Origin of the sequence: Polynucleobacter sp. 86C-FISCH (assembly GCF_018882415.1) — a bacterium.
Classification (GTDB): Bacteria; Pseudomonadota; Gammaproteobacteria; order Burkholderiales; family Burkholderiaceae; genus Polynucleobacter.
The window spans coordinates 1,850,202-1,874,196 of the sequence record NZ_JACVOL010000001.1 but is presented as its reverse complement, the minus strand read 5'-3'; the positions used below and the strand labels follow the sequence as shown (position 1 = coordinate 1,874,196).

The window sequence follows — 23,995 nt, the reverse complement described above, 5'->3', positions numbered from 1 at the left end:
ATGAAAAAACAATACTTTGGCACCGACGGAATCCGAGGAGAGGTAGGCCAATTTCCTATCGTTCCAGAATTTATGACTCGCTTGGGTTATGCGGCTGGCAAGGTGTTGACGCGCAATGCTAAGCCAGGCGAACGTTGCAAGGTTTTGATCGGTAAAGATACCCGCGTTTCTGGATACTTGTTGGAGGCGGCATTGGAGGCAGGATTTGCAGCTGCTGGCGTGGATGTGATGCTTTGCGGCCCCATACCAACACCAGGAGTTGCTTATCTCACTAGAGCCTTACGCTTGTCTGCAGGATTGGTAATTTCTGCCTCTCACAATCCCTATCAAGATAACGGCATTAAATTTTTCTCTGCAGAAGGGGATAAATTTTCAGATGACTTTGAGTTTGCTATCGAAAAAGAGTTAGAAAACCCAATCGGCTGCGTAAGCTCTAAAGATTTGGGTAAGGCTTTTCGCTTAGATGATGCGGCAGGTAGATATATTGAGTTTTGTAAATCAACTGTTCCTGGTCACCTTAATTTAAAGGGATTGAAGATCGTAGTTGATTGCGCTAACGGGGCTGCCTATCATACCGCTCCACATGTTTTCCATGAGTTGGGTGCTGAAGTAATCTCTATAGGCGTTCATCCCAACGGTCGAAACATTAATGATGGTTGCGGTGCTACCGCGCCTGCAGCTTTGATTGCAAAAGTTCAGGAAGTAAAAGCTGATATTGGCATAGCCTTGGATGGAGATGCTGATCGCTTGCAAATGGTTGATTCATCCGGTAGATTGTTCAATGGTGATGAGTTGCTTTATGTGTTGGCAAAAGATCGCGTTGACCGTGGCGACAAGGTTGGTGGTGTCGTTGGCACATTGATGACCAATCTGGCCGTTGAAAATGCCATCAAAGAGCTCGGCATTGGATTTGAGCGTGCCAATGTTGGCGATCGCTATGTTTTAGAGGTTCTCAAAAAGAATGGCTGGCATGTCGGTGGAGAAGGCTCTGGCCATTTACTTTGCTTAGATCGCCATTCAACAGGTGATGGCACCATCGCAGCGCTACAGGTGTTAACTGTAATGAGTCAATCCAAGATGAGCCTTGCGCAGCTGTTGGATGAAGTTAGCATTTTTCCTCAAGTACTCCTAAATGTCAGGTTTAAGCCTGGCTACGACTGGAAGTCTGATGAGGCCCTTAAAAAACAAATTTCTTTGGTTGAGAATAATCTCAAAGATATCGGTAGGGTCTTAATTCGCGCTTCTGGTACCGAACCTTTATTGCGTGTGATGGTGGAGACTAAGGATGGCGCGCTAGCCATGAACGCCGCCAAAAGTATTGCTGATTTAGTGCCAACTGCTTAATAGAATCAATGTTGTAAATTGTTTTCACGATAAATCATAATTTATTAAGATTTAGATGTGACCGGATGGAGATAAGCTCAGGCTTTAGAAAGGTTTTTATGAAAATGCACCCATCTATTACTAATAGAGAATTTAAGCTCCTAATTAAACCCAAGGGTCTTGATCGTCACGCCAGAATATTAGCTCTTAGCCAGCAAATAATTAAATTCTGCAAAAAAAGTAAGGTTAATTTTTTTCATCTTGATAACGCAAATACCGGGTTGCGTAATATTTATTTTTATGACACACCTGGAGAGGATTTGCGTCAAAATAATATTATTTTACGAGTACGTGAATCGCGGCAGAATGTCTGGGTTGATGATTATGCAGAAGTTACCCTCAAGTGTAGAACCCATGATATGGATCATGCATCCAACTTTAATCCGCAGCCTCAAAAGAAAATTAAATCGAGATCACGATTTAAAGAGGAAATTTTACGCGGCGATTCTTTAGGATCTCGTCGCCAAATATTTTCAAATAATGCAATATTAGATGCCATTCCGATTGATGATTTATTTGACAGGACCCTAAGTAGTATTTGTAAATTTTTCCCCGGCATAGCAACTCTATCCATTGATAAGAATACCCCTGTAAATATAGTTGGCGGACCTAGCAATAAGATTCTGGAGGCTTGTTTGCCATTGGGTAATTTAGTTTTTGGTGATGGTGTTCAGGCTCACTGTGAGATTGCTATTTGGATGAAAACAGCTGGAGACCCCATTGTTGGAGAGCTAGCCTTTTCGTACAGAGTAAATGATGAAAATCGCTCCCAACTTAAGGCTCATAAGCGCGCTGATAAGTTTTTTAAAAAGTTACAAATTGAATTAGCTGATTGGCTGGAGATAGGAAGCACTAAAACTGCATTGATTTACGGAAAGCCTGAATGAGCTCTTCGTATTCAGTTGAGTCAAGCAATCCACCCAGTCTTTACGACCTTTTTTTTCAATTTTTAATTATTGGAGCTGTAAGCTTTGGTGGGGGCATTATTGCTTATGAGCGCATTCTTTTAGTAGAAAAGCGCAAGTGGCTTTCACCGGATGAATTCATGGCTTATCTAGCTATTAGCCAAACCATGCCAGGACTTAATTCAGTCAATATGGCTGTCTTATCCGGGGATCATTTGCGCGGCGTCTTAGGTGCCGTTACTGCAACACTGGGTTTAATTTTGCCGGGTGGCTTATTTGTATTGGGCATGGGTGTTCTTTACGCAAATGCCTCTGACCATCCGCTGGCTAATTTGGTTTTGATTGGCATTGCAGCTGCAGCAAGTGGCTTGCTAGCGGCGATTACTTATCGAATCGGCGGTAGTAATTGGCGACATCTCAAATCGCTCTTCATTATTATTGCGACCTTCTTGCTGATGAGCGTTGCTAAGTTATCTTTACCACTGGTTCTCCTCATCATGGCGCCTATTGCTATCTATCTTTATCGACCAGGTAAGGGTGTATGAGTCTTTTAATCAATCTAGCCCTAAGTTTTTCTTTACTATCGCTTTTGGCGGTAGGGGGAGGCACTGCAGTCTTACCAGAAATGCAGTCACTACTATCCCATCGTTTTGGAATAGACCACACCCAATTTGTTCATATCTATAGTTTTGGTCAATTAGCACCTGGACCCAATATGTTGATGGTCTTGGTGATTGGCTACCAAATAGCCGGCCTCTTGGGCGCTGGCATTGTTTTGCTTTCTTTCTTTTTGCCTTCTAGCGTTCTGTGCTTTTACATCGGCAGGCTATGGAATCGGTTTGGTGAGAGCCCTTGGCGACGAACGATTCAGAATGCATTAGAGCCGATTTCTATCGGCTTAATGGCATCCGGAGTCTACGCAGTGGGTAAGGCATCGATCATTAGCCCGATTACCATGACTCTTAGCTTAATCACTTTTTTCCTTATCCTGAGAACCAAGATTAATCCGGTCTGGCTTATTCTTGGTTCTGGAGGGTTTGGAGCATTGCTGATGACTTATTTGAGCTAGCTAAAAACTTAGAAGGTTCCTCGTAGGCCAACCATTAGGCTTCTTCCGGGTTGGGGGGCATAAAGCCTGACAGCCATTGGCGTGGTGGCGTACCGAATTTGCTCATTGAGTAAATTCTTGAGGTTCATATACACAGTCCAATTGACGTCCTTAATTTTCTCCGTATAAGAGATTCCGGCATTCAATAGGTTGTAGCTTGGAGCTGGCCCTTGTTCCCAGCTTGCTAAACGATTTTGTTGATAGCTATAGATGTAGCTAGCATTCGTGAGCCAGCCATCTCTTTGATGAGCAATTTCAGCACCTAGTCGAGGTGCTGGTTGCAATGGAAGGTTTCCTCCGGCATCAAACGTTCCCTGAGAGGCGTCGCCAAAGATCCTGCCTCCAAGACCTGGCTCTCGCCAGTTATAGGTAATTTCACCTTCGATACCTTTAATGGTTGCGGCAGCTTGCTGTGCAGTCACAACGCTAAAACCGTCGCCTTCCTGGCCACCATTATTGATGGCATTTCCTGTGTAGTAGCCGTAAATATAGTTATTAAAACGATTGGCATAGATACTAGCTTTGCTACGAAGAATGCCTAAACTCTTTTGAAAGTTGAACTCCAGATTGTTGGAGACTTCCTTGCTTAAATTAGGGTTGCCAATATCAAATGTTGCCGTTGATTCATGAGCGCCATAAGAGTACAGCTCTTGTGCACTTGGAGCACGTTGGGAAACTGTGTATGCCACACCCAATCCATGACCTTGCATAAAATTCCATAGACCGCCAGCCGAATAAGACATCAAATTGAAATTACGGTCTTGCAAAGTAATTCCCGGTGTAAGGGTGCCAGCAGTTGTGTCTTGAGCCTCTAGGGTTGTGGCTGTGTTGGGATTTTGAGCCACTTTGTTGTATCTCAGGCCAAGACTGCCTTGCAGACTATTCCATTTGCCTTCCTCAATCCAAAATAGGGCATTGGAATTTGTTTTGGTAGGGGGAACAATTGCATAACTTCCAGTGCCTACCTCTGTAGCATTTAAGGACGCAGCTGTTACTTGAGCGCCAAACGTACCTTTCCAGCCAAGTAGGGGGTTATGAGTTAGCTCGAACCGCGCTTCATTTGCTAAATTTTTCCAAAGGGCAGCTGCTTCGCCTGCATTATTAAATTCTGTGTGGTTGTAATTGGAGTTTGCGGCGCTGAATTTAAATGATGAGAATCCGCTAAATGGGTCACGTGTTTGGTGCTGCAAGTCATAACGATTTTGTGACTGGTTTATTGATCCACCTTCGGGCGTTGGAATTCCATAGTTATTATTTAGTCGCTCGACAGAAACGCCGGTGTACCCAGATTTACCAATATATGAAACACCGATACCTAAATTATTTTGATTGCTAAAAGTATTGGGTAATTTCCCAGTGTAATTATTGCCACCATTTCCTTCTGGTGGAACTGTCCAACCACCGACAGGCTCACCTTGTGATTGTGTGGAGCTGCCAGGAATTGAATAATTATTTGCGTTATTGATTGCGGTATCCACGTGAACGGCAACTGATCCAATGGCCCCATCAACTTCAATGGATCCAGCGCGACCATTATTTACAGTTTCATAACTAGTATTGAATGCACCGGTTGGTCGATCGGGTAAATTTGTCAAGATTCGGTCATTGACAACGTTTACAAGACCGCCGCTAGAGCCCGAGCCATAGAGGAGGGCTGCTGCACCACGCAATATCTCTACTTGATGGGTGTTTTGCATATTGTTACCAACAGCATGATCTTGGGAAATATTAGATACATCCCCGACTGATAGTCCGTTTTGCAGAATTTGTACGCGCGAGCCTTCTAGACCTCGAATCACGGGTCGTGATGATCCTGCGCCATAACCAGTTGCTGATACTCCTAACTCATTCGCCAATGTTGCGCCCAGGGTGCCGCCTAATTTGTTTGCTAACTCATCTCCCTGGAGTATCTTTGTTGGCGTCAAAATACTTTGTGTAGCTTCTTGACTGCCAGTTGCAGTAATCTCAAGACTGGGAGTTTGATTTTGTGCAAAGGCATAAGAACTGAACATGCCACCCACTAGCACGCACATAATGCGCCGCTTTAATAATTTCTTACACTTCATTTGAAACCCTTTAATTCTTGCAACCAAATGATGGAAGCAAATAAATCATTAGCTAGATTCTGGATCTAGCCTCTATACCGATTTATGAAAGAAGGGTTGGTGGCGCTCTTGATTGATAGTGCTCAATAAAGGCTTGAGCTATGTAGTAGGTATCGAACCCGCCAGAATGATTGGCATGGTTTTTGTGTACTGCGGGAGTGGCAGTATCAGTTGCAACAAATCCAGCCAAGGTAAGCGCATCGAATAAATGACATACATCTGAATTGTGATTTTGAGATGGTGCGGCATCAACCGCAATCGAGCTTATTTCAGTTTGGGCTTGGAAATTCGCATGAGAAATGCTATGAGATAGGCCTATCCAGCGGGTTCCCAGCAAGCAAAATGCAAGCAAAACAATGCTCAGGGCAACTTGAATTTGCTTCTTAAATTTGCTTGAAAAATAGGCAACCATGGCATGAATCTTACAGGATTTGCCTGCAATAGCGCTCTCGGTGTAGAATATCGATTCCGTCGGAGTGTAGCGCAGCCTGGTAGCGCACCTGCTTTGGGAGCAGGGGGTCCAAGGTTCGAATCCTTGTACTCCGACCACTTTCTCTTTGTTTTACGATTTTCAGTCCCAGTACTCACTGCCTATAGCTCAGCTGGATAGAGCAACGCCCTTCTAAGGCGTAGGTCGCACGTTCGAATCGTGCTGGGCAGGCCACCCCCTCATTTGATCGTATGCTCTAAATTGCGGCCTAAATGCCTTTTATATGGTTTGCAGTGGCATAGAATGCATCGATGAATATTATTTCCTTCAAGATTTGCTCATTGCTGAGCCTTATTTTTTTGCTTTGTGCGTGCTCGGCAGCTAAATTGGAAGCTAGACTTGAAGCCAATCCACAGTGCAAAGATGTTGTTAATCCAAAAACAGGTGCTCTCATGCCGTGCCCCGGATCTGATAAGGCTTTCTATAGAGACGTTGGGTTAGCACCTGCAAAGGCTGTGCCTGTTGCAAATAGCCCAGTCACCACCACTCCTGCAGCAGCTACTCAAGGCATTGCAGCACCAGAACCTAGGACAATTAATCCCACTCAATATGATTGCAAGCCTCAGATTCATAAAAAGACTGGTGGAACATTGCCTTGCCCCGCACCAGAATAATTTGAAGTAGGTATGATCTTCTGTATTAGAACTCTCTAACCAAGCAATAAACCCATGGAAATGCTATGAAAAAAATGAATGTATGGCTGGTCTCTTTTGCAGCAGCATTTGCTTTGGCTGCCTGTAGCAATGCCCCGAAACTAGCGACTGAATCAATGCCGAGATCTGGATTCCTTCCTGATTACAACCTCTTGGTTCCGATGGCGACAAGCGATAGCGACACGCGTGTTTGGAGATATCGTGTTTCTGGTGTAAACCCAGGAGCATATACAGCTGTCATTCTTGATCCAATTTACTTGAATCAAAATGCAACCAAAGATGTCAGTCTTGAGTTGATTAATAAAGCAAAAGCAGCATTACAGGAATCGATGGTTGAGGCTGTAAATTCGCGCGGAAATATTCGCATTGTTACCAAACCCGGTCCAGGAGTGGCGCGTATTTCAGTTGGTATTACTGGCGCAGAAAGCCAAGCAAACAGTTTGCAGCCTTGGAACTTCACTCCTATTGGTTTGGCTATGAATGCCGCTGCTTATGCCGGTGGTGTTAATGCTAAAACACCTGCACTTTTAGTCGAAAGTAAAATTACTGATAGTCAATCTAAACAACTATTGGGCGAGGGTTTAATTACCATTCAAGGCGAGTCCTTCCGCACAAATGCTGGATCCGCAGATTCTTTCATTGCCATGGCGAAAAAGGTAGTTCGCACTGCATTAGAAACATCAGCCAATCCAACTCCAACGGGTAAATAAGTAGCCCACATGAAAATGCCATCCTTTGCCTTAGCCCTCAGTCTTCTGCTGGCAGCGCCTATATTGGCTCATGCAGATGAAGCATCTCGTGACCAGGAAATTGTTGAGCGCTTTGCAAAGTGCGACACTAATAAAGATGGGAAGCTAACCAAGGAAGAGGCAAAAGGTTGTATGCCACGCATCTATAACAACTTTAGTTATATTGATTCCTCTGGCAAGGGTTATGTTACTGTTGCTGAAATTCAGGCAATGGCAAATAGATAATCATGTGAAAACTTAAGAGCCTCTGTCGAGGCTCTTTTTTATTGGGTGAATGATGGCAGTTTCTTTTCCTGGTTTTACAGAAAATAAGATTACCGTTTCATCGGATGACGGTCCAATTGAAATTGCTTATTTAGTTGGTGGTAGCGGTCCACCTTTATTGTTATTGCATGGCTTTCCTCAAACCAAAGCAATTTGGAGTCAAGTTGCTCCTGTGCTGGCGAAACATTTCACTGTTGTCGCTGCTGATCTAAGGGGTTATGGCGCATCTTCAAAGCCTCATGGCAAAACAGACCATTCCACTTATTCAAAACGTTCAATGGCGGCAGATCAACACTCGCTAATGCAAGCGTTGGGATTTGATCAATTCTTTTTGCTTGGGCACGATAGAGGTGGGCGGGTTTCTCATCGTTTGGCTCTAGATTTTCCTGAGAGCGTACTTCGTCTAATGGTTCTGGATATTTCTCCCACATTAACGATGTATGAAGGCTCAACCATGGCGTTTGCAAAAGGCTATTGGCATTGGTTCTTCTTAATTCAATCCGAGCCAGTGCCTGAAACGATGATTGGTGCAAACCCAGAGTATTGGTTAAAAAATCATATGGGTCGCCATGCGGGTACGGGTATATTTTCTGCTGATAGATGGGCTGAGTATTTGGCCGGCGCTAGTAACACTCAATGCATGCATGCAATGTGCGAGGATTATCGCGCTGCAGCCTCAATTGATTTGATTCACGATCGCTCAGATCGAGCTTCGGGCAATCAATTAAAAATGCCTCTAAAGGTGCTTTGGGGGGAGCATGGACTAGTCAATCAGTGCTTTAAGCCACTTGACGACTGGCGAAGCGTAGCAACGAACGTCACAGGTAGAGCCGTTCCCAGCGGTCATTACATCCCAGAGGAAATCCCGGATCTATTAATAGATGAAGCCAGGGACTTTTTCAGGTAAAAACATCGAAGTAAAACAAAAAACCCTAAATAAATCAGTTATTTAGGGTTTTTTAAACATCACTCTGGGTGAAAGTTGTTGCTAGCCATGAAGCTGATAGTGCGTTCAAAGCCTAGGATGCGGATATAACGCCAGGCGATATCGCGATATTTGCTATCTAAATAGCCAATCGCTACTTCAGGCGTCCTTTTGGACAAGTCGATCTGTTGAATTGCACGGGCCCAACGTTTGAGTCTTGTTGACATATTTGTCACCTCCATGACCATACAACGCATGTAAAAGGGGTCGAGATGACATGAATTACAAAATATTTATCAAAAAACTACTTAATTTCCTTAAATGGAGACAACTTTATGGGGATTAAGGATATTTTGGGGGTCTAGAGCGGTTTTGAGGGCTTTCATAAGGTCATGAGCAACCTCGCCCTTGTGAGCCCTTAGGCCATCTAATTTGAGCTGTCCAACCCCGTGTTCCGCAGAGATGGAGCCTTTGCATCTCTCAACCTGGCCATAGACCAGCTCATGTATGAGCTTTTCATTGGTTTCGTTAAAGGTTTTTGGGTCTGCGCCTAAGGGCGGGGCGATGTTGTAGTGCAGATTCCCGTCGCCAAGATGTCCAAAATTGATGATTCTGACACCCAGAAACTTTTCTCTCATTAATTCATCTGTCTCCCGAATAAAGCTATCAAGCGAAGAGAGGGGGATGGTGATGTCATGTTTCAGATTGGCGCCTTCTTCGGCTTGCGCAAGCGTGATGTGTTCACGCATATGCCAAAAAGAATTAGCTTGAGTTAGGTTGCTGGCGATTATCGCATCGCTAATAATTGACTTCTCAAAAGCATCCTCCAGAATGGTTTCAAGAAGTTGCCTGACGTGTTCTTCGCTTTCGTGATCCGACAATTCAATCAAAACTGTATATGGCGGATTTCCTTGCAAAGGATTGGCCATTTGCGGAAAGTGCTTTTCATTCAAATCCAGCGATTCTCGAGTCATCATTTCAAAACCCGTAAGCAAAGAGTTTGCCCGTTTTTGAAAGAGAGTTAGCAAAGCAATAGTCGATGCAATGTTCTCGCAAGCAACTAAGGTTGTCCATTGCGAAACGGGTAGGGGGTAAAGCTTCATAACTGCTGCCGTGATAATGCCAAGAGTACCTTCTGATCCAATGAATAGATCACGCAAGTCATAGCCTGTATTGTCTTTACGCAATCCTTTAATACCGTCCCAAATCTCTCCTTTGGCAGTGACTACTTCAAGCCCCAGGCATAGATCCCGAGTGTTTCCATAGCGCAAAACATTAGTGCCGCCCGCATTGGTTGCGAGGTTGCCGCCAATCATGCAGCTACCCTCAGCACCAAGACTAAGCGGGAAAAGATAGCCATTCTCTACAGCCTTTTCTTGTACGGATTGCAAGATGCAACCAGCCTCGAGGGTAATCGTTTGGTTTGCGATATCAATCTCGCGAATTTGCTTCATTCGCTTGAGACTAAGTATCACTTGCTTGCCACTATTGTCTGGAGTAGCACCACCACAAAAACCAGTATGCCCACCTTGTGGAACCAGTGCAATTTGGTGCTGAGCACATAACTTTACGATTGCTGCAACTTCATTGCTGGTGCTAGGCAATAGAACAGCAAACGCTTTTCCGGTATATCGTTTTCGCCAATCAGTTAAGTAGGGTGCTTTATCTTCATCTTGAGTCAAGATATATTTTGACTCAAGAACCTCGGATAGTTGATTGATGAAGTTTTGCATTGCTTTATTTTTCTGCAGAAATCTTTTTTAAAGCTTTGGCCTCTTTTTTAATTGGCTTTAAATACATTAACAAGCAAACAAAGCCAATGGTTGCGATTAATGTTTCAATCGCGGCAAGCCAGAAGTTAGCGCCAGTTTCTAGGATGCGCACTAAGCCTTCAGTGACATAAAGCAAAATCAACATTGAGGCCCACTGCATGGTGTAGACATTTCCCTTCCATAGGCCGGGAATGGCAAACAACAAAGGAATGCCTTTAAGTATTAGCCAGGATCCACCAGGGCGTAGGGGCGAGATGAACCACTCCCAAGCCACACAAAGAATGAATAAATCCACAAAGGCAGCAGTAGCTATGAGTAGGTAGGGATTCTTATCAAGGATCTTTTTAATCATGATGCGCTTTAAATGCCTTGCTTTTTATTGAGGTACAGCATTAAAGCTGTTTCGGCTAAACGCTTTCCTTGAGCCTTAGCTAAACGCTGTTCTTCAAGACTGATGGGTGCACGACCATCTGCATGGGCAAGATGGGTAACGCCGTAAGGGCTGCCGCCTGTGTTGGATGACATCAGATCCGGTTCGCTATATGGGATACCCATCAACATCATGCCGTGATGAAATAGTGGAATCATCATCGTCAATAGAGTACTTTCTTGTCCGCCATGCATGCTGCCAGTGCTGGTAAAGACGCAGGCAGGCTTACCAATTAAGGCGCCATTCATCCACTCGGATGAGCTGCCATCCCAAAAGTATTTCATGGGGGCTGCCATATTGCCAAAACGGGTAGGGGACCCTAATGCAAGTCCAATGCACTCCTGTAGGTCTGAATACTCCACATAAGGTGCCCCATCTTGAGGCACGGAGGCTTCCGTTGCTTCACAAACGGTAGAGATAGCGGGAACTGTCCTTAGGCGGGCATTTACCCCTTGAACGCTTTCAATGCCCTCGGCTATCAAGCGCGCTAGGTCCTTTGTTGCACCATAACGGGAGTAGTACAAAACTAAAATATCGGGTTGGCTCATATTGATCTCTTATGATACGGCGATGCGCCTCATTCGTAACCCCCAATTATGGCTCTCTCTTGGAAAAGAGATCTGGGAGCGCAATCGTGGTCAAAATTTAAAGCAAATTGCTGCGAGTCTAGCTTTTACAACGACCTTATCAATGGTCCCCATGGTGACTATTGCCACCATGTTAATTGGCTACTTGCCAAGCGTTATTCAAGTCAAAAATGCCTTTAAAACCTGGCTATTGGATACCTATATGCCTGGCGGTATCAATCAACAAGTATTTGTTTACTTGGATCAGTTTTCTTCACAGGCCAAGGGCTTAACATTCGTAGGTTTGGCGGGTCTAATCATCACCACAATTATGACTTTGGCGGTGATTGAGGGTGCCTTTAATCAAATTTTTAAGGTCAACAAAAGTCGACCGCTCTACAAAAAAATTGCTATTTACAGTGCCGCAACAATATTAGGGCCAATACTTCTAGGTATTGGCATCTACCTCAGTGGCGTTTTATTTAGTGCATCAGAAGGTTGGATCAGCGCGGTATCTTTTGGCTTTCAAATGGTTGCGACTATTGCACCCATTTGCTTAGCGATTGTGGTTTATGCAGTTGTCTATAAAGTGCTGCCATATGCAAAAATACTTTGGCGCGATGCCTTCACAGGGGCTTTGGTAGCCGCCCTAGCTTTTGAATTAATGAAATTTGGCTTTGCGATTTTCTTGAGTAATACCGCCTTCTATAAGACGGTTTATGGAGCTTTTGCTATCTTCCCCTTGGGTTTGATGTGGATTTATATGACCTGGTGGATTACCTTGACCGGTGCAGTCCTTGTGGCAAATCTTCCTGAAATCCGCAGTGGCTTCATTAGGGTTATTCGTTACTAAAAGTAATGACTTAACCCTTGATTCAGGGTGGTCTTAAGTCTATATTGAACACATACATGCATTGTTTTTTGGAGATCAAATGAAAGTTCGTGACATATTGCGCGTTAAGGGCAGCACCCTTTTTACGGTAGCTCCAGATACAGCCCTGCAAACGGCGGTTCTGGTGATGAGCGAACACGATATTGGCTCCCTAGTTGTCATGGAATACGACAAGCTGGTTGGCATTCTGACTTTCCGAGAAGTCATTGCCGCATTAGCAAAGCATCATGGCAAGCTTGAGGGATTGCAAGTTAGCTCAGTTATGAATCAAAAGCCTTTGACATGCAATATGGAAACTGAGATTGATGAAGTGCGTCGCATGATGTTGGTTGACCACGCCCGTTATCTGCCGGTAGTCGATCAAAAGATGTTGATGGGCGTAATTTCTTTCTATGACGTTGCAAAATCCGTAGTTGAAGCCCAAGACTTTGAAAATACAATGCTCAAAGCCTATATTCGCGACTGGCCAGAAGATACCGAAAAAACAGCTTCTTAAGCCGTTCTGACCATCATTTTCTGACAAATGACATAATGTCGGTATGTCAGGAAATACATTAGGCCTTCTCTTTACAGTCACCACTTTTGGTGAATCCCATGGTCCGGCTATTGGAGCAGTGGTTGATGGCTGCCCACCGGGTATGGAGCTTTCTGAGGCTGATATTCAGCTCGATTTGGATCGACGTAAGCCAGGCACTTCAAGACACGTTACTCAGCGCAAGGAAGAGGATAAGGTTGAAATTCTTTCTGGTGTGTTTGAAGGTAAAACTACCGGCACTCCGATCGCACTATTAATTCGCAATACTGATCAACGCAGTCAAGACTATGGCGATATTTTGCAGACCTTTAGACCAGGTCATGCAGATTATGCATACCAAACTAAGTATGGCATTCGCGATCCTAGAGGTGGCGGAAGATCTTCTGCGCGCTTAACAGCCCCAGTTGTAGCTGCAGCAGCGATCGCAAAAAAATGGTTGCATGAAAAATATGGCACTGAGTTCTATGGCTACATGAGTCAATTAGGCGAACTGGAAATTCCATTTAAAGACGCAGCAGAAATTGAGAAGAATCCTTTCTTTGCTGCAAATGCAGAAATGATTCCTCAGCTTGAGACATATATGGATGACCTGCGCAAAGCAGGGGACTCTTGTGGCGCGCGTATTGAAGTTCGCGCTCGCAATGTGCCAGTCGGTCTAGGCGAGCCATTATTTGATAAGTTGGATGCTGATATTGCGCATGCCATGATGGGTATTAATGCAGTAAAGGGTGTTGAGATTGGTGCCGGCTTTAAATCTGTTGCTCAGCGTGGTAGCGAGCATGGGGATGAGTTGCACCCAGATGGTTTTGCTACGAACAATTCTGGCGGAACTCTTGGCGGGATTAGTACTGGGCAGGATTTACGCGTATCCATTGCGATCAAGCCTACCTCAAGCATTATGAGTCCTAAACAGTCAGTAGATCTAAATGGCAAACCCATAACCGTTCAAACGAAGGGCCGACACGACCCTTGCGTTGGTATTCGCGCAACCCCGATTGCCGAGGCAATGCTAGCTCTAGTGTTGATGGATCATGCTCTTCGCCATCGTGCTCAATGCGCTGATGTGCTAGCATCTGCTGCATCCATTCCAGCTGCGCAACCTGGATCTTTTCGCGATTGATTTGGCTAATTAAATGACGCCTTCGCTTCGCTGGGCCTTCGGGTCCTTTTTCTTTTTATATTTCGCTTATGTTGGATTGGTATCACCGTACGCAAGCCTCTTCTTTTTAGAGAGGGGGTTTAGCGTCATTGAGATAGCGGCGCTGATGTCCATGCTGCAGATCACCAGAATTGTTGGCCCTTTCTCCTGGGGTTGGTTGTCAGACTATCTATCTAATCGTATTGGCATTATTCGTTTTTGCGCCTGTCTGGCCGCACTCATTTTCTTATGCATTTATTTTTTACAAGACTACATTGGGTTTTTCATTTGGATGTTTGTTCTGCACACCATCTTGAGCAGTTTGATGCCCCTGGGTGAGTCCGCCACTATCCATGCTTTATACAAAGACAATTCTTTTGATAAGCGCTATGGACGCTTGCGCTTATGGGGTTCAATCGGCTTTATAGCCATGGTTCTTGCCGCTGGTGAATTATTTCAGCGCAAAACTATTGAGTTATACCCAATCGTGGGCACGGTCGTTTTATTTGCCTTAGCTCTAATTACCTTTTGCCTGCACGAGCCAAAGATGGAGCGACGCAAAATGGTGAAAGGGGAGTTGTTAATAGTGCTCTTTAATCCTGACGTTCGCTGGTTTCTGTTGTCCGGTTTTTTTATGATTTTTGCGCATGCCGCTTTATATGTTTTCTATTCCCTATACCTGTCAGATCTCGGATACGACAAATTTCAAATAGGGCTTTTCTGGGCTCTTGGGGTTGCTGCAGAAGTTATTTTCTTTTACTTTCAAAGTAAGGTGCTGAGCAAATTAGATGCTGAAGTTATTTTGCAAGCAGCCTTTGGTATTGGCGTTATTCGTTTTATCTTGATCGCCTTCTTGCCCATCACATCGGTCTTAATTGTGGCGCAATTAATGCATGCCGGTACATTTGCCGCTCACCATAGCGCTGCCACTAAATTATTGCAGCGTTGGTTTACGGGGCCAGTACAGGCTAGAGGCCAAGCCTTAATGGCAACTATTTCATATGGTTTGGGTGGAACGCTAGGTGGTCTATGTGCTGGCTGGATATGGGAGGCGTCACAGCCTAGAGATGTTTTTGTAATGTCTGCATTTGCATGCGGACTGGCGGGCATGGCAATCCAAAAACTCAGACCGCGACGTTACCCCGCCAGATAAAACTTTAAGCTTCTTATTGAACCTTAGCCTTGGCGCGTAGTTTTTGCATCATCTCTGCAAATTTGGCTTTTTGCCAATTCTTATCAGACATGATCATTTGCTTAAGCTGATCCTTCATTTCTTCCATACTCGGGGCTTTTACATCACGAGAATCGACCATCTTGATGATGTGCCAACCGAATTGAGATTTAACAGGCTTATCTGTAATTTGACCGTTCTTCAGCTGAACCATTGCCTTGGAAAACTCTGGTACTAGCGCTTTATCGCTTACCCAGCCAAGATCGCCACCATTTTTAGCTGAGCCCGGATCCATTGATTTAGCCTTAGCAATCTCCTCAAAATTAGCGCCGGCCTTCAACTGAGCAATGATTGCTTTTGCATCTGATTCCTTTTCAACCAGGATGTGCTCAACGTGATATTCCTTGCCAGTGTATTGAGCTTTAACAGACTCATAGGCCGCCTTAAGATCAGCCTCGGCAACACCTTCCTTTTCAACAAAATCTTCGAACACAGCAGATACCAGCACACCAATACGTGCTTGCTCCAACTGCTCACGAACAGCTTCTTTTTGAATAACGCCACGTTTGTCGGCCTCTTGCAAAATAAGTTCACGAGTCACAAGCATCTCGCGCGCCTGATCGCGTACTTGAGGGTTGTCCGGTTGGCCCGAACGTTGAACCAATTTATCAAGCTGCGCTTTTGGAATGGATTTGCCGTTCACGATGACTGCATTTTGCGCATACGCACCTGAAGTCAAAAGGGAGGCGCTAAGAAGGCTGATTGAAAGTAATTGATGTTTAGTGAACATAGTATTTGATAGATTAATAAAAGATAGGACTATTTTAAGGCAGCCTTATTTAGAAACTTCATCTGGTGCTAAAGCAACAATGGTTAAAGCATGAATTTCCTTGGGAATATGGCGATTTAGGGCGGCATAAACAGCTCTGTGACGAGCCACTAGGTTTAAACCCTTAAATTCCGGCGCTATTATTTCTAGCTTGAAATGACCGCCACCGCTAGCTGAGCCAGCATGGCCTGCATGAAGATGGCTTTCATCATCAATCACTAAGGACTGAACCTGAAAAGCTTTGCGCAAGTCTTGGTCAAAAGCTGCAATTCTTTGTTGATTCACATTCATTCGCTGGGGTGCTCCATATGTTTTGAGAGCCAAACTCCTTGAATAATGACAAACAGCAGCAATAACCCAGTGCTACCAAATAACTTAAAGTTGACCCAGGTTTCCTCAGAAAATTCAAAGGCGATATAAAGATTGAGGGCGCCCATCACAAAAAAGAATGCAGCCCATGCCATATTGAGCTGATGCCAAACAGAATGAGCACTTTTTTCTTTCAGTGTTACCTGCTTGCCCATCAACACCTGTATCCAGTTTTTTTGAAAAAATTGCGCGCTAATAAAAAGGGCGGCAGAAAAGAGCCAATAAAGCGCGGTTGGCTTAAGTTGAATGAATGTCTTGTCGTGTAAAAAAATAGTCAAGCTACCAAACACAACAATCATCACCAAACTAATCCATTGCATAGCATCAATTTTGCGATGGCGATAATAGACCCAAAGTATCTGGCCAATGGTGGCAATCATCGCAACAATTGTTGCTGTGTAGATATCGCCAAGCTTAAAGGCGACAAAAAATAGGATGATGGGGAAGAGGTCGAATAGAAATTTCATAGATAGATTATCCCGGTATTTAGTTACTTGTCCGTCTTTACCGGAATTGCATTGGAATTTGGCTCAAAACTTAAAGAAGCTGAGTTGATGCAATAGCGCAAGCCAGTTGGCATAGGCCCATCTTCAAATACGTGACCCAAATGAGCATCGCAATGAGCACAGCGGACCTCGGTGCGAATCATGCCATGGCTGGTATCCCGAATTTCCTTGATGGAGGAGGCAGCTTCCGGGGCGTTATAGCTAGGCCAACCGCAGCCGGCATCAAACTTAGTTTCTGATAAAAAAAGTGGCGTATCGCAGCAGACACATTTATAGCGGCCTTTATCCCAGTGATCCCAATACTTCCCGGTAAATGGTCTTTCGGTTGCCGCTTCACGAGTCACTCGATACTCAATGTCACTAAGTGATTGCTTATATTCTTGGTCAGTTTTTTTCATTTTCAATCCAGAGTGGATGTATTGGATTCAATTTAGGATGAGCAGCTTACTTCTACTGCCTGTGCATTAGGAGGTGGGGCCATAGAGTACGATTCATATTCTGACTGCTCATCAAAGGGTTTACTCAAAATTTGGAGAAGCTTGGCGACCTCTGAAAAATCTTTTTCTTGAGCCTTTTCAATTGCAGTCTGAGCCAAATGATTTCGCAGTATGTATTTTGGATTTATTTGATTCATTGCGTCCTGTCGAACCTCATCGGGACAAGATTCAACTTTTAATCGCTCTACATAGTCGCTGAACCACTGATCAATTGATTCTCTATCTATAAATTCATCTCTCAATGAGTTTTGTGAAATTGCTTCACCGATCCTCAGCCTGCCGAGACTTCGAAAGAAGTTGGTGAAATCTACTTTCGAATCATGCATGGCCTGCAATAACCTCTCAATAAGAGCTATATCCCCTTCCTGAGAAGTGGTAAATCCAAGCTTTTTGCGAAATAAGGATTGCCATGTCTGGGCATATATCACTGGAAACTGTTCGAGAGCAGATCGCAACTGATCTTGCGCCAAAGCTTCATCAGATTTATCCGCCATTAAAGGAATCATTGCGCTGGCAAGGCATGCCATATTCCAGTGCATGATCTGAGGTTGGCGATGATATGCATATCTTCCACCTTGATCACTATGATTGCAAATATGATCAATCTGAAATTGATCCAAGAATCCGAATGGTCCATAGTCCATAGTTAGGCCAAGGATGCTGATGTTATCGCTATTAAGTACGCCATGACAAAAACCAACGGCTTGCCACTGGGCTACAAGCCTAGCATTGCGAGCGCAGATTTCTTGAAAGAGGCTTAAATAAGGCTCATCGGCATTTTGAGAATCAGGGTAGTGGTATTGAATTAAATAATCCGCAAACTCCCTCAAGCGATCAACATCATCTAGCGAAGCAAAGTGCTCAAAGTGGCCAATTCTTAAAAAGCTAGGGGCAAGTCGCGCGCAAACTGCGGCTGTTTCCACGGTCTCTCTTCTAACTGGCAAATCGGATCCAACGATTGATAGAGCTCTTGTGGTCGGAATGCCTAGTGCAGACATTGCTTCACTACATAGAAACTCTCTGATTGAAGATCGAATTACTGCTCGCCCATCACCCATTCGTGAAAAACGAGTAATACCAGCGCCTTTGAGTTGCAACTCTTGATCGGCAATATCACCCAATAAAATTGCTCGGCCATCACCCAACTGTCCGGCCCATAAGCCAAATTGGTGGCCACTATAGACGGTTGCTATTGGATTCGAGAAATTGCGATCGCTAGTATTTAATTGGTTTCCAGACAAAACCCCTAGCCATTCCTTGTCCACTGGTAGACCACTTTCATCCAATGCGATACCAATGAGGTTAGCCGATGAAGGTGAAAATGCAACCCAGTAGGGTGCTGGTATTGGTGTTGGTGTGGTTGCTTGGCAAACGTCATCGCCACTAAATATAAAGGCCATGGGCTTATTCTAGGGGGATTTACCAAAACACGTACATGCCTCTAAAATTATTCAATGAATAAACAAGTCCAAATCAATCCACAGACCCAACTGGCCAATCTAGGGGAAGAATTAAATGTTCCTTTTTTAAAGCTCCTTGGGGTTCGCTGCCTAAGCGCAGAAATGGGTAAAGGGGAGATTTTGCTGGCCCTTAAGCCTGAACATAACAATACCTGGGAAGTAGCCCATGGCGGCGTATTGTTAACGTTAATGGATGTGGCTATGGCAGTTGCCGCTCGCTCTGGTGATCCCGGCGACCGCAGTGTTGTCACCATTGAAATGAAGAATAATTTCATGCAGGCCGCAACTGGGGTGTTGCGTGTTAAAGCGGATACAGTTCGAAGAACTGCAACTATGGCTTTCTGTGAAGCCAAGCTCTATAACGATCAAGGTGAAATATGTTGCATGGCCACCGGGACATTTAAGTTTTTAAAGCGCTTGGCAACTCGTAATGCCGATGGTGCACGTGTTGTGAACGACGATGGTCGCTATGACTAACGCTATACAGATAAATTAGAGTCAGAGGACGAGCTAAGCGCTCCCGTCACAACGTCATGCCCAACCGTTCCAGATGAATCAAAGCGGCGCTCGACTAATTCAAACTGACCATCTTTTCTTATTCTAAGAACGGTGCTGGAGCGCGTTCCGTAAGCAGGCGTTTTAATAAAAGCAGGGGAGAGTGCTTTTTCCCATTCCTTACTAACACCTGTATTAGGGAGCTCATGATCGCTTGCATGACGGGTGTCAGCCAACAGTTTTAAATACTGATCTGCATTCTTGAGGCTGCCCTGGTCCATTGCCAATGTCTGGGCAAATGCCGCAACGCGATGATTTACCTTGGGCCAAGGTGTATCAAGCATTGCATTGGATAGTCCGTAGACTCCTGGCTCGAGGGGTTGAGGCGGAAATACTTTACGGGGACGAACGTTTTGACCCATCATCATTCGATTACTAACCCAATGCATTTCTGCTTTTGCTGGATCGCTAAGATCAGCCATGAGCAAATTAAAGCCGTTGTATTGTGAAAATCGTTTTGAATTTCCTTGAACAAATTCTGTTGGGCGATCGTTGCTGGTCAAATACATTAATGACAGTTCGCCACGAGTTCTAGCATCTGGATTTTTTTCGCTTGGAGCCCTTACATTGGTTAAGGCGGCGAATTTACCTGTCTTAGTAAAGCCGAGCCAGGTCCCTGGACTCCCCACAACATCTGCACGATCTCTCCCTGCAAGAACGTGTGGGTGTTCTGGCCACCAAGAAACACCCTCTGTATCCCTCTCATAAAACTCATCGCGGTTGGCCGCAACCACCAGAGAGTAGTCTGGATGAGAGTTCCATGCGAAAAGAATGAGGCACATAAAAAAGAATTAAATTTCTATCAAAGGATATGGCAATGAATCTATTTTTAACACAGGTCCAGTAGCGCTACCTAGATGAATTTCACCACCCTCAAGCGCTTCTAGCTTGCACTCAATTTGCAGATCTATGCGCCCAGAATCGGCGGGGTGCTTGGTTGATAAAACAACCATTCCAGCTGGCTGTCCAGGGTCATTGCTGTGAAAAAGTTCAGAACCAGGCAATGCATATTGTTCATCCTGCTCTGAAGCAATTACGTGCGCCAGCTGAAGTCTTCGCTTAATTGCGCCACGATATTGACTGCGCGCAACAATTTCTTGTCCTGGATAACAGCCTTTTTTAAAGTCTACGCCGGCGACGGATTCAAAATTAATCATTTGCGGTACAAACTGCTCTTGCGTAGCCTCAACAATACGTGGAATAGCACTTAATACTTCAAGCTCATTCCACGAGAGCAATGATTCCTCGGAGTCTGGGACAACAATATTGGCTTGATTCGAATATGCCAACAAAAGACGTGTAACCGAATGAGACCCAACTAGAACATCCGGCAGCTTTAGCGCTAGACACTGATCAATCAAGTTCACGGTATTTGTGATTTCAGCAGGACCATAAAGACCTGCAACTGACCAGCTTGCAGAAAGATCAGTTACTTTGACTTTTGAACGCAGAACATACATAGACAAACGTTTAGCAGTGCTTGCCGCAATATCTCTTGAGATAAATAAAGCAAATCGGTCTTCTCCATCAGGTGTAGATGGAAATAAGCCAAGCCAAGCACTTGCCAACAAACGACCCTTTGGATTGCAATAACCTACGAGACGACTTCCTGAGTAGTCCTGAGCTATTGATCCCGGTAGTGTTCGGTTGAGCCCCAAGACAGAGTTTGTTAATTGATTTTGCAAAAAGCTTGCAGCATCAGAGCCCTCTACTAAGATAAGACCCCACTGAGTCAGGTTGCAGGGTAGGGATGGGCTGTTTTCTAGCCAGTTTTGCTGGATTTGGGCGGAATATGTCATGACCCTTTTATCATAGCCTGATGAGTAGAAAAATTCAGAAGAGGGGCTTTTTTATGAAGAGAAGGCCCTCATACCGAGATCTTAAAAAATGGCTTACCCTCGCTGCGGTTCTATTGGGCCTTCTTTATGGGACTATTTTTTTATTCCCAGTTGTCCCTAATCAGTCAAATACTGTTGATGGCTCTAGTTATAGAGTGAAGATTAACCCCAATTCTGGGTTAACAAGCATTTCTGATCAGTTAGGCGCGCAAGGATTGGCTATTAATTCAGTTGCCCTGCATTTAGGCGCTAGAAGCTTATTTCTTGCCTCTAAGCTAAAACCGGGAACATATTTATTACCAAACGGTGCGAGCCTTGGAAAAGTGCTTTTTCAAATTGCCCGCGGTGATCGCGTTAGAGAAGCAGTTGCCATTATCCCTGGAATGACGATTTGGCAATTGAGAGCTTTAATGGATTCGCAGTCGGCAATGATCCATCGAACCAAGGGTATGAGCAATAAGGAGCTGCTCCAACAGTTAAATTTGAACTATCCAAGCGATGAGGGTCTTTTTCTACCCGATACATATGTTTTTGATCCAGACGAGCTTGATCTCAATATTTATCGTCGAGCAGCGCAAGCTATGCAAAAACAGCTTATGCAAATCTGGGAGCAAAAAGAGTCGGGATTGCCTCTTAAAACACCTTATGAGCTATTGATATTGGCATCAATCGTAGAGAAAGAAACTGGCCGTCTAAGCGATAGGAATCTAGTTTCGGCTGTCTTTATCAACCGACTTAATAAAGGGATGCCACTTCAAACTGATCCTACGGTTATCTATGGAATAGGGCCTAAATTTGACGGAAATTTAAAGAAAGCGGATTTACGTAGAGACACTCCCTACAATACCTATATGCATAAAGGTCTGCCTCCAACCCCTATCGCCATGCCTAGCAAAGAGTCAATTCTGGCCGCAGCACACCCTGCAAAAAGCAATGTTTTATTCTTTGTTGCTAAAGGGGATGGAAGTAGTCATTTTTCACAAAACTTAAAAGAGCATGAAGCTGCGGTTGATCGATATCAACGCAAGATAATGCCTAAAAATAACAGTAACTAAATTCACTTCATATGACATCAACGCATACAGGATATTTCATCAGCTTCGAAGGAATCGATGGGGCAGGCAAGAGTACGCATGTCGATGCTTTTCGAAATTTGATGCAAGAACGTTATCCTGATAAAGAGGTAGTGATGACGCGTGAGCCTGGGGGGACTGCTTTAGGTGAGCAGCTTCGTAACTTGCTTTTAGATGCTCCAATGAATTTAGAGACGGAGGCTTTGCTCATGTTTGCGGCGCGTCGTGAGCATCTTGCTCAAGTCATCGAGCCAGCTCTTGCAGCGGGCAAGATAGTAATATCCGATCGCTTTACCGATGCCAGCTTTGCATATCAAGGCGGTGGTCGTGGATTGAGTTTAGAAAAATTGAACACATTAGAGCGCTGGGTTCAAGGTCAACCTGACGGCTCACTCCTGCAGCCCAACTTAACTATTTTGTTTGATTTACCGGGTGAGGTTGCCGAGGCTCGCCGCTCAAAAGCTCGCGCACCAGATAAATTTGAAAAAATGGACTTATCTTTTTTTGAAAGAGTTCGTCAAGAATATCTACGCCGAGCAAAGGAAGACTCCAAGCGCTTTCATCTGGTGGATGCAACACAAACGCCTGAAGCAATTTGGAATGGTTTAAAACAGATTCAGATTGCTATTTAAGTGAATCATAAGACTCAAATAGCGCCTTGGCTTCAGCCTCTTTGGGAGGGTCTGGACTTTAATCAATTCCCCAATTCTATCTTGCTCCATGGCCAGTCCGGCATTGGCAAGTTCGCTTTTTCGATTGAGCTAGCTAAAGCACTACTTTGCGAAAACAATGATCAATCTGTAAAACCATGTAATCACTGTGAAGCCTGTCATTGGTTTGACACTGGCAATCACCCAGACTTTATTTCTCTCGTTCCCGAGACCCATCGCAAACTCTTGCCGCATGCTGACTATGAGGGCGAGGATACGCCCAAGAGAGGCAAGGCTGCGCGTGATGATGATAGTGAATCAAGCGAAAAGAAAGAGAAGAAAAATATCTCGATTGAAGAAACGCGACATGCGATTGAGAATTTGTCCATTGGCTCGCATCGCGGCGGAAATCGCGTGATATTAATTTATCCACTTGAAATGCTTCGCTCCGATTCCGCCAATACATTGCTGAAGTCTTTGGAAGAGCCGCCAAAGAATACTATTTTTATATTACTTGCCGATCGAGTGGATCGTGTATTGCCAACCATTCGTTCTCGTTGCCGCCTCTTAACAGCCCCGCGGCCAAATCGGGAGCAAGGCATTTCCTGGCTAAAAACACAACTCAATGTAATCGCAGGGTTGAAGGCGGCTGATGCAGATGTCGAGACTATCTATGACGAGCAGGGTGGGGCGCCATATTCGGTTCTGAGCTCCCTTATTGCGAGACACAATAAAGACGATAAGGATGAGCTAACAATATCAATCCAAGCCTCCCGCTATCTACTCCAGTCCATGGCCCAGGGAGCTAGACTTAACTGGCTGGATGCGGCCGAAAAAACACATAAGGCGCAATATGGCTTCCTTTTAGCTAGTATGCAACGTTGGGTTTCTGATCTGCAGTCTGTGGCGCAGGGTGGAGAGCCTCGTTATTACCCCAAGCATTTAGTCGTGCTTCAAGGCCTGTCCAAACTGGCCAATGTTCAAAGGTTGCATAACTTTTGGAAATCTCTTGTACAGGCGCGTCGACATGAGAATCACCCCCTTGCAAATAAAATTCAACTAGAGTCGCTCCTTTCTCAATATCAGCAGATATTTGGACCTTAAATTGTTCTAGGGCGGACTAAAATAGGCG

General features: G+C 44.6%; 29 protein-coding genes and 2 tRNA genes. 18 read left to right on the top strand and 13 right to left on the bottom strand.

The genetic code is table 11. From position 1 onward, the window contains the following. The 4 genes from glmM (at position 1) to ICN10_RS09495 (ending at position 3,357) form a co-directional block, all read left to right on the top strand. Complete coding sequence (gene glmM, locus ICN10_RS09510; RefSeq protein ID WP_216214922.1) at positions 1-1,344, top strand: phosphoglucosamine mutase; 1,344 nt, start codon at positions 1-3, stop codon at positions 1,342-1,344. A gap of 98 nt (positions 1,345-1,442) precedes the next feature. After that, positions 1,443-2,270, top strand: coding sequence for a hypothetical protein (locus tag ICN10_RS09505; protein ID WP_216214920.1), 828 nt, complete (start codon positions 1,443-1,445; stop codon positions 2,268-2,270). After that, positions 2,267-2,833, top strand: coding sequence for a chromate transporter (locus ICN10_RS09500; RefSeq protein ID WP_216214918.1), 567 nt, complete (start codon positions 2,267-2,269; stop codon positions 2,831-2,833). Before ICN10_RS09505 ends, ICN10_RS09500 begins: the two co-directional genes overlap by 4 nt. Further along, complete coding sequence (locus ICN10_RS09495; protein WP_216214916.1) at positions 2,830-3,357, top strand: chromate transporter; 528 nt, start codon at positions 2,830-2,832, stop codon at positions 3,355-3,357. The genes ICN10_RS09500 and ICN10_RS09495 overlap by 4 nt, the downstream gene beginning before the upstream one ends. Positions 3,358-3,365: 8 nt before the next feature. Here ICN10_RS09495 and ICN10_RS09490 read toward each other — a convergent pair whose 3' ends face one another. After that, positions 3,366-5,429 carry a TonB-dependent receptor gene (locus ICN10_RS09490; protein ID WP_255536848.1) on the bottom strand — a complete coding sequence of 688 codons (2,064 nt, stop codon included), beginning with the start codon at positions 5,427-5,429 and terminating at the stop codon, positions 3,366-3,368. Positions 5,430-5,544: 115 nt separating this feature from the next. After that, positions 5,545-5,913: a hypothetical protein gene (locus ICN10_RS09485; RefSeq protein WP_216214913.1), complete on the bottom strand. Its 369-nt coding sequence runs from the start codon at positions 5,911-5,913 to the stop codon at positions 5,545-5,547. Positions 5,914-5,973: 60 nt separating this feature from the next. On the opposite strand from ICN10_RS09485, the gene ICN10_RS09480 reads away from it, so the two are divergent. From ICN10_RS09480 to ICN10_RS09455, 6 genes are all read left to right on the top strand, one after another. After that, positions 5,974-6,050, top strand: a tRNA-Pro gene (locus tag ICN10_RS09480). 38 nt (positions 6,051-6,088) lie between these two features. Further along, positions 6,089-6,165: transfer RNA gene (locus tag ICN10_RS09475), tRNA-Arg, on the top strand. 77 nt (positions 6,166-6,242) lie between these two features. After that, complete coding sequence (locus ICN10_RS09470) at positions 6,243-6,605, top strand: hypothetical protein (RefSeq protein ID WP_216214911.1); 363 nt, start codon at positions 6,243-6,245, stop codon at positions 6,603-6,605. A gap of 65 nt (positions 6,606-6,670) precedes the next feature. Continuing rightward, entirely contained in the window at positions 6,671-7,354 is a 684-nt protein-coding gene (locus ICN10_RS09465) for a DUF3313 domain-containing protein (RefSeq protein WP_216214909.1), read from the top strand. A 9-nt stretch (positions 7,355-7,363) separates the two neighbouring features. After that, on the top strand, positions 7,364-7,618 hold the full coding sequence (locus ICN10_RS09460) for a hypothetical protein (RefSeq protein WP_255536847.1): 255 nt from the start codon (positions 7,364-7,366) through the stop codon (positions 7,616-7,618). A gap of 52 nt (positions 7,619-7,670) precedes the next feature. After that, complete coding sequence (locus ICN10_RS09455; protein WP_216215312.1) at positions 7,671-8,564, top strand: alpha/beta fold hydrolase; 894 nt, start codon at positions 7,671-7,673, stop codon at positions 8,562-8,564. A gap of 59 nt (positions 8,565-8,623) precedes the next feature. Here the strand turns inward: ICN10_RS09455 and ICN10_RS09450 are convergent, their stop codons facing one another. From ICN10_RS09450 to wrbA, 4 genes are all read right to left on the bottom strand, one after another. Then, on the bottom strand, positions 8,624-8,809 hold the full coding sequence (locus ICN10_RS09450) for a hypothetical protein (protein WP_015420997.1): 186 nt from the start codon (positions 8,807-8,809) through the stop codon (positions 8,624-8,626). Between the two features lie 90 nt (positions 8,810-8,899). Further along, complete coding sequence (locus ICN10_RS09445) at positions 8,900-10,315, bottom strand: FAD-binding oxidoreductase (protein WP_216214907.1); 1,416 nt, start codon at positions 10,313-10,315, stop codon at positions 8,900-8,902. Between the two features lie 4 nt (positions 10,316-10,319). Beyond that, positions 10,320-10,706, bottom strand: a complete 387-nt coding sequence (locus ICN10_RS09440; protein ID WP_216214904.1) for a DUF2069 domain-containing protein — start codon at positions 10,704-10,706, stop codon at positions 10,320-10,322. Positions 10,707-10,714: 8 nt separating this feature from the next. Next, complete coding sequence (gene wrbA / locus ICN10_RS09435; RefSeq protein WP_216214902.1) at positions 10,715-11,332, bottom strand: NAD(P)H:quinone oxidoreductase; 618 nt, start codon at positions 11,330-11,332, stop codon at positions 10,715-10,717. Between the two features lie 22 nt (positions 11,333-11,354). Between wrbA and ICN10_RS09430 the strand changes: the two genes are divergently transcribed. The 4 genes from ICN10_RS09430 (at position 11,355) to ICN10_RS09415 (ending at position 15,068) form a co-directional block, all read left to right on the top strand. Continuing rightward, complete coding sequence (locus ICN10_RS09430; RefSeq protein ID WP_216214900.1) at positions 11,355-12,203, top strand: YhjD/YihY/BrkB family envelope integrity protein; 849 nt, start codon at positions 11,355-11,357, stop codon at positions 12,201-12,203. Between the two features lie 79 nt (positions 12,204-12,282). Beyond that, on the top strand, positions 12,283-12,738 hold the full coding sequence (locus ICN10_RS09425) for a CBS domain-containing protein (RefSeq protein ID WP_216214898.1): 456 nt from the start codon (positions 12,283-12,285) through the stop codon (positions 12,736-12,738). A 43-nt stretch (positions 12,739-12,781) separates the two neighbouring features. Beyond that, entirely contained in the window at positions 12,782-13,897 is a 1,116-nt protein-coding gene (aroC, locus tag ICN10_RS09420) for a chorismate synthase (RefSeq protein WP_216214896.1), read from the top strand. Positions 13,898-13,910: 13 nt separating this feature from the next. Beyond that, entirely contained in the window at positions 13,911-15,068 is a 1,158-nt protein-coding gene (locus ICN10_RS09415; protein ID WP_216214894.1) for an MFS transporter, read from the top strand. Between the two features lie 13 nt (positions 15,069-15,081). On the opposite strand, the gene ICN10_RS09410 is transcribed toward ICN10_RS09415, so the two are convergent. The 5 genes from ICN10_RS09410 to ICN10_RS09390 are packed head-to-tail and all read right to left on the bottom strand — an operon-like array spanning position 15,082 to position 18,687. Then, positions 15,082-15,876, bottom strand: a complete 795-nt coding sequence (locus ICN10_RS09410) for a peptidylprolyl isomerase (protein WP_216214891.1) — start codon at positions 15,874-15,876, stop codon at positions 15,082-15,084. 45 nt (positions 15,877-15,921) lie between these two features. Then, positions 15,922-16,206: a BolA family protein gene (locus ICN10_RS09405; RefSeq protein WP_216214888.1), complete on the bottom strand. Its 285-nt coding sequence runs from the start codon at positions 16,204-16,206 to the stop codon at positions 15,922-15,924. Next, the gene (locus ICN10_RS09400; protein WP_216214887.1) at positions 16,203-16,751 is read right to left on the bottom strand and encodes a septation protein A; all 549 of its coding nucleotides are present in this window, start codon (positions 16,749-16,751) and stop codon (positions 16,203-16,205) included. Before ICN10_RS09400 ends, ICN10_RS09405 begins: the two co-directional genes overlap by 4 nt. A 23-nt stretch (positions 16,752-16,774) precedes the next feature. Continuing rightward, on the bottom strand, positions 16,775-17,194 hold the full coding sequence (gene msrB / locus ICN10_RS09395; protein ID WP_216214885.1) for a peptide-methionine (R)-S-oxide reductase MsrB: 420 nt from the start codon (positions 17,192-17,194) through the stop codon (positions 16,775-16,777). A 26-nt stretch (positions 17,195-17,220) separates the two neighbouring features. After that, entirely contained in the window at positions 17,221-18,687 is a 1,467-nt protein-coding gene (locus ICN10_RS09390) for a YdiU family protein (protein WP_216214883.1), read from the bottom strand. 54 nt (positions 18,688-18,741) lie between these two features. Here ICN10_RS09390 and ICN10_RS09385 point away from each other — a divergent pair, with 54 nt between their 5' ends. Next, the gene (locus ICN10_RS09385; RefSeq protein WP_216214881.1) at positions 18,742-19,224 is read left to right on the top strand and encodes a PaaI family thioesterase; all 483 of its coding nucleotides are present in this window, start codon (positions 18,742-18,744) and stop codon (positions 19,222-19,224) included. Positions 19,225-19,226: 2 nt separating this feature from the next. On the opposite strand, the gene ICN10_RS09380 is transcribed toward ICN10_RS09385, so the two are convergent. Beyond that, positions 19,227-20,084, bottom strand: a complete 858-nt coding sequence (locus ICN10_RS09380) for an NRDE family protein (RefSeq protein WP_216214879.1) — start codon at positions 20,082-20,084, stop codon at positions 19,227-19,229. Positions 20,085-20,093: 9 nt separating this feature from the next. Then, a complete protein-coding gene (locus ICN10_RS09375; protein ID WP_216214877.1) occupies positions 20,094-21,101 on the bottom strand; it encodes a folate-binding protein YgfZ in 1,008 nt (335 codons plus the stop codon). Between the two features lie 20 nt (positions 21,102-21,121). Here ICN10_RS09375 and mltG point away from each other — a divergent pair, with 20 nt between their 5' ends. Genes mltG through ICN10_RS09360 form a run of 3 tightly spaced genes read left to right on the top strand, consistent with a single transcriptional unit; the run spans position 21,122 to position 23,967 of the window. Continuing rightward, entirely contained in the window at positions 21,122-22,195 is a 1,074-nt protein-coding gene (gene mltG / locus ICN10_RS09370; RefSeq protein WP_216214875.1) for an endolytic transglycosylase MltG, read from the top strand. 11 nt (positions 22,196-22,206) lie between these two features. Next, entirely contained in the window at positions 22,207-22,845 is a 639-nt protein-coding gene (tmk, locus tag ICN10_RS09365; protein WP_216214873.1) for a dTMP kinase, read from the top strand. Then, positions 22,846-23,967: a DNA polymerase III subunit delta' gene (locus ICN10_RS09360; protein ID WP_216214871.1), complete on the top strand. Its 1,122-nt coding sequence runs from the start codon at positions 22,846-22,848 to the stop codon at positions 23,965-23,967. Positions 23,968-23,995 lie beyond the last annotated feature (28 nt).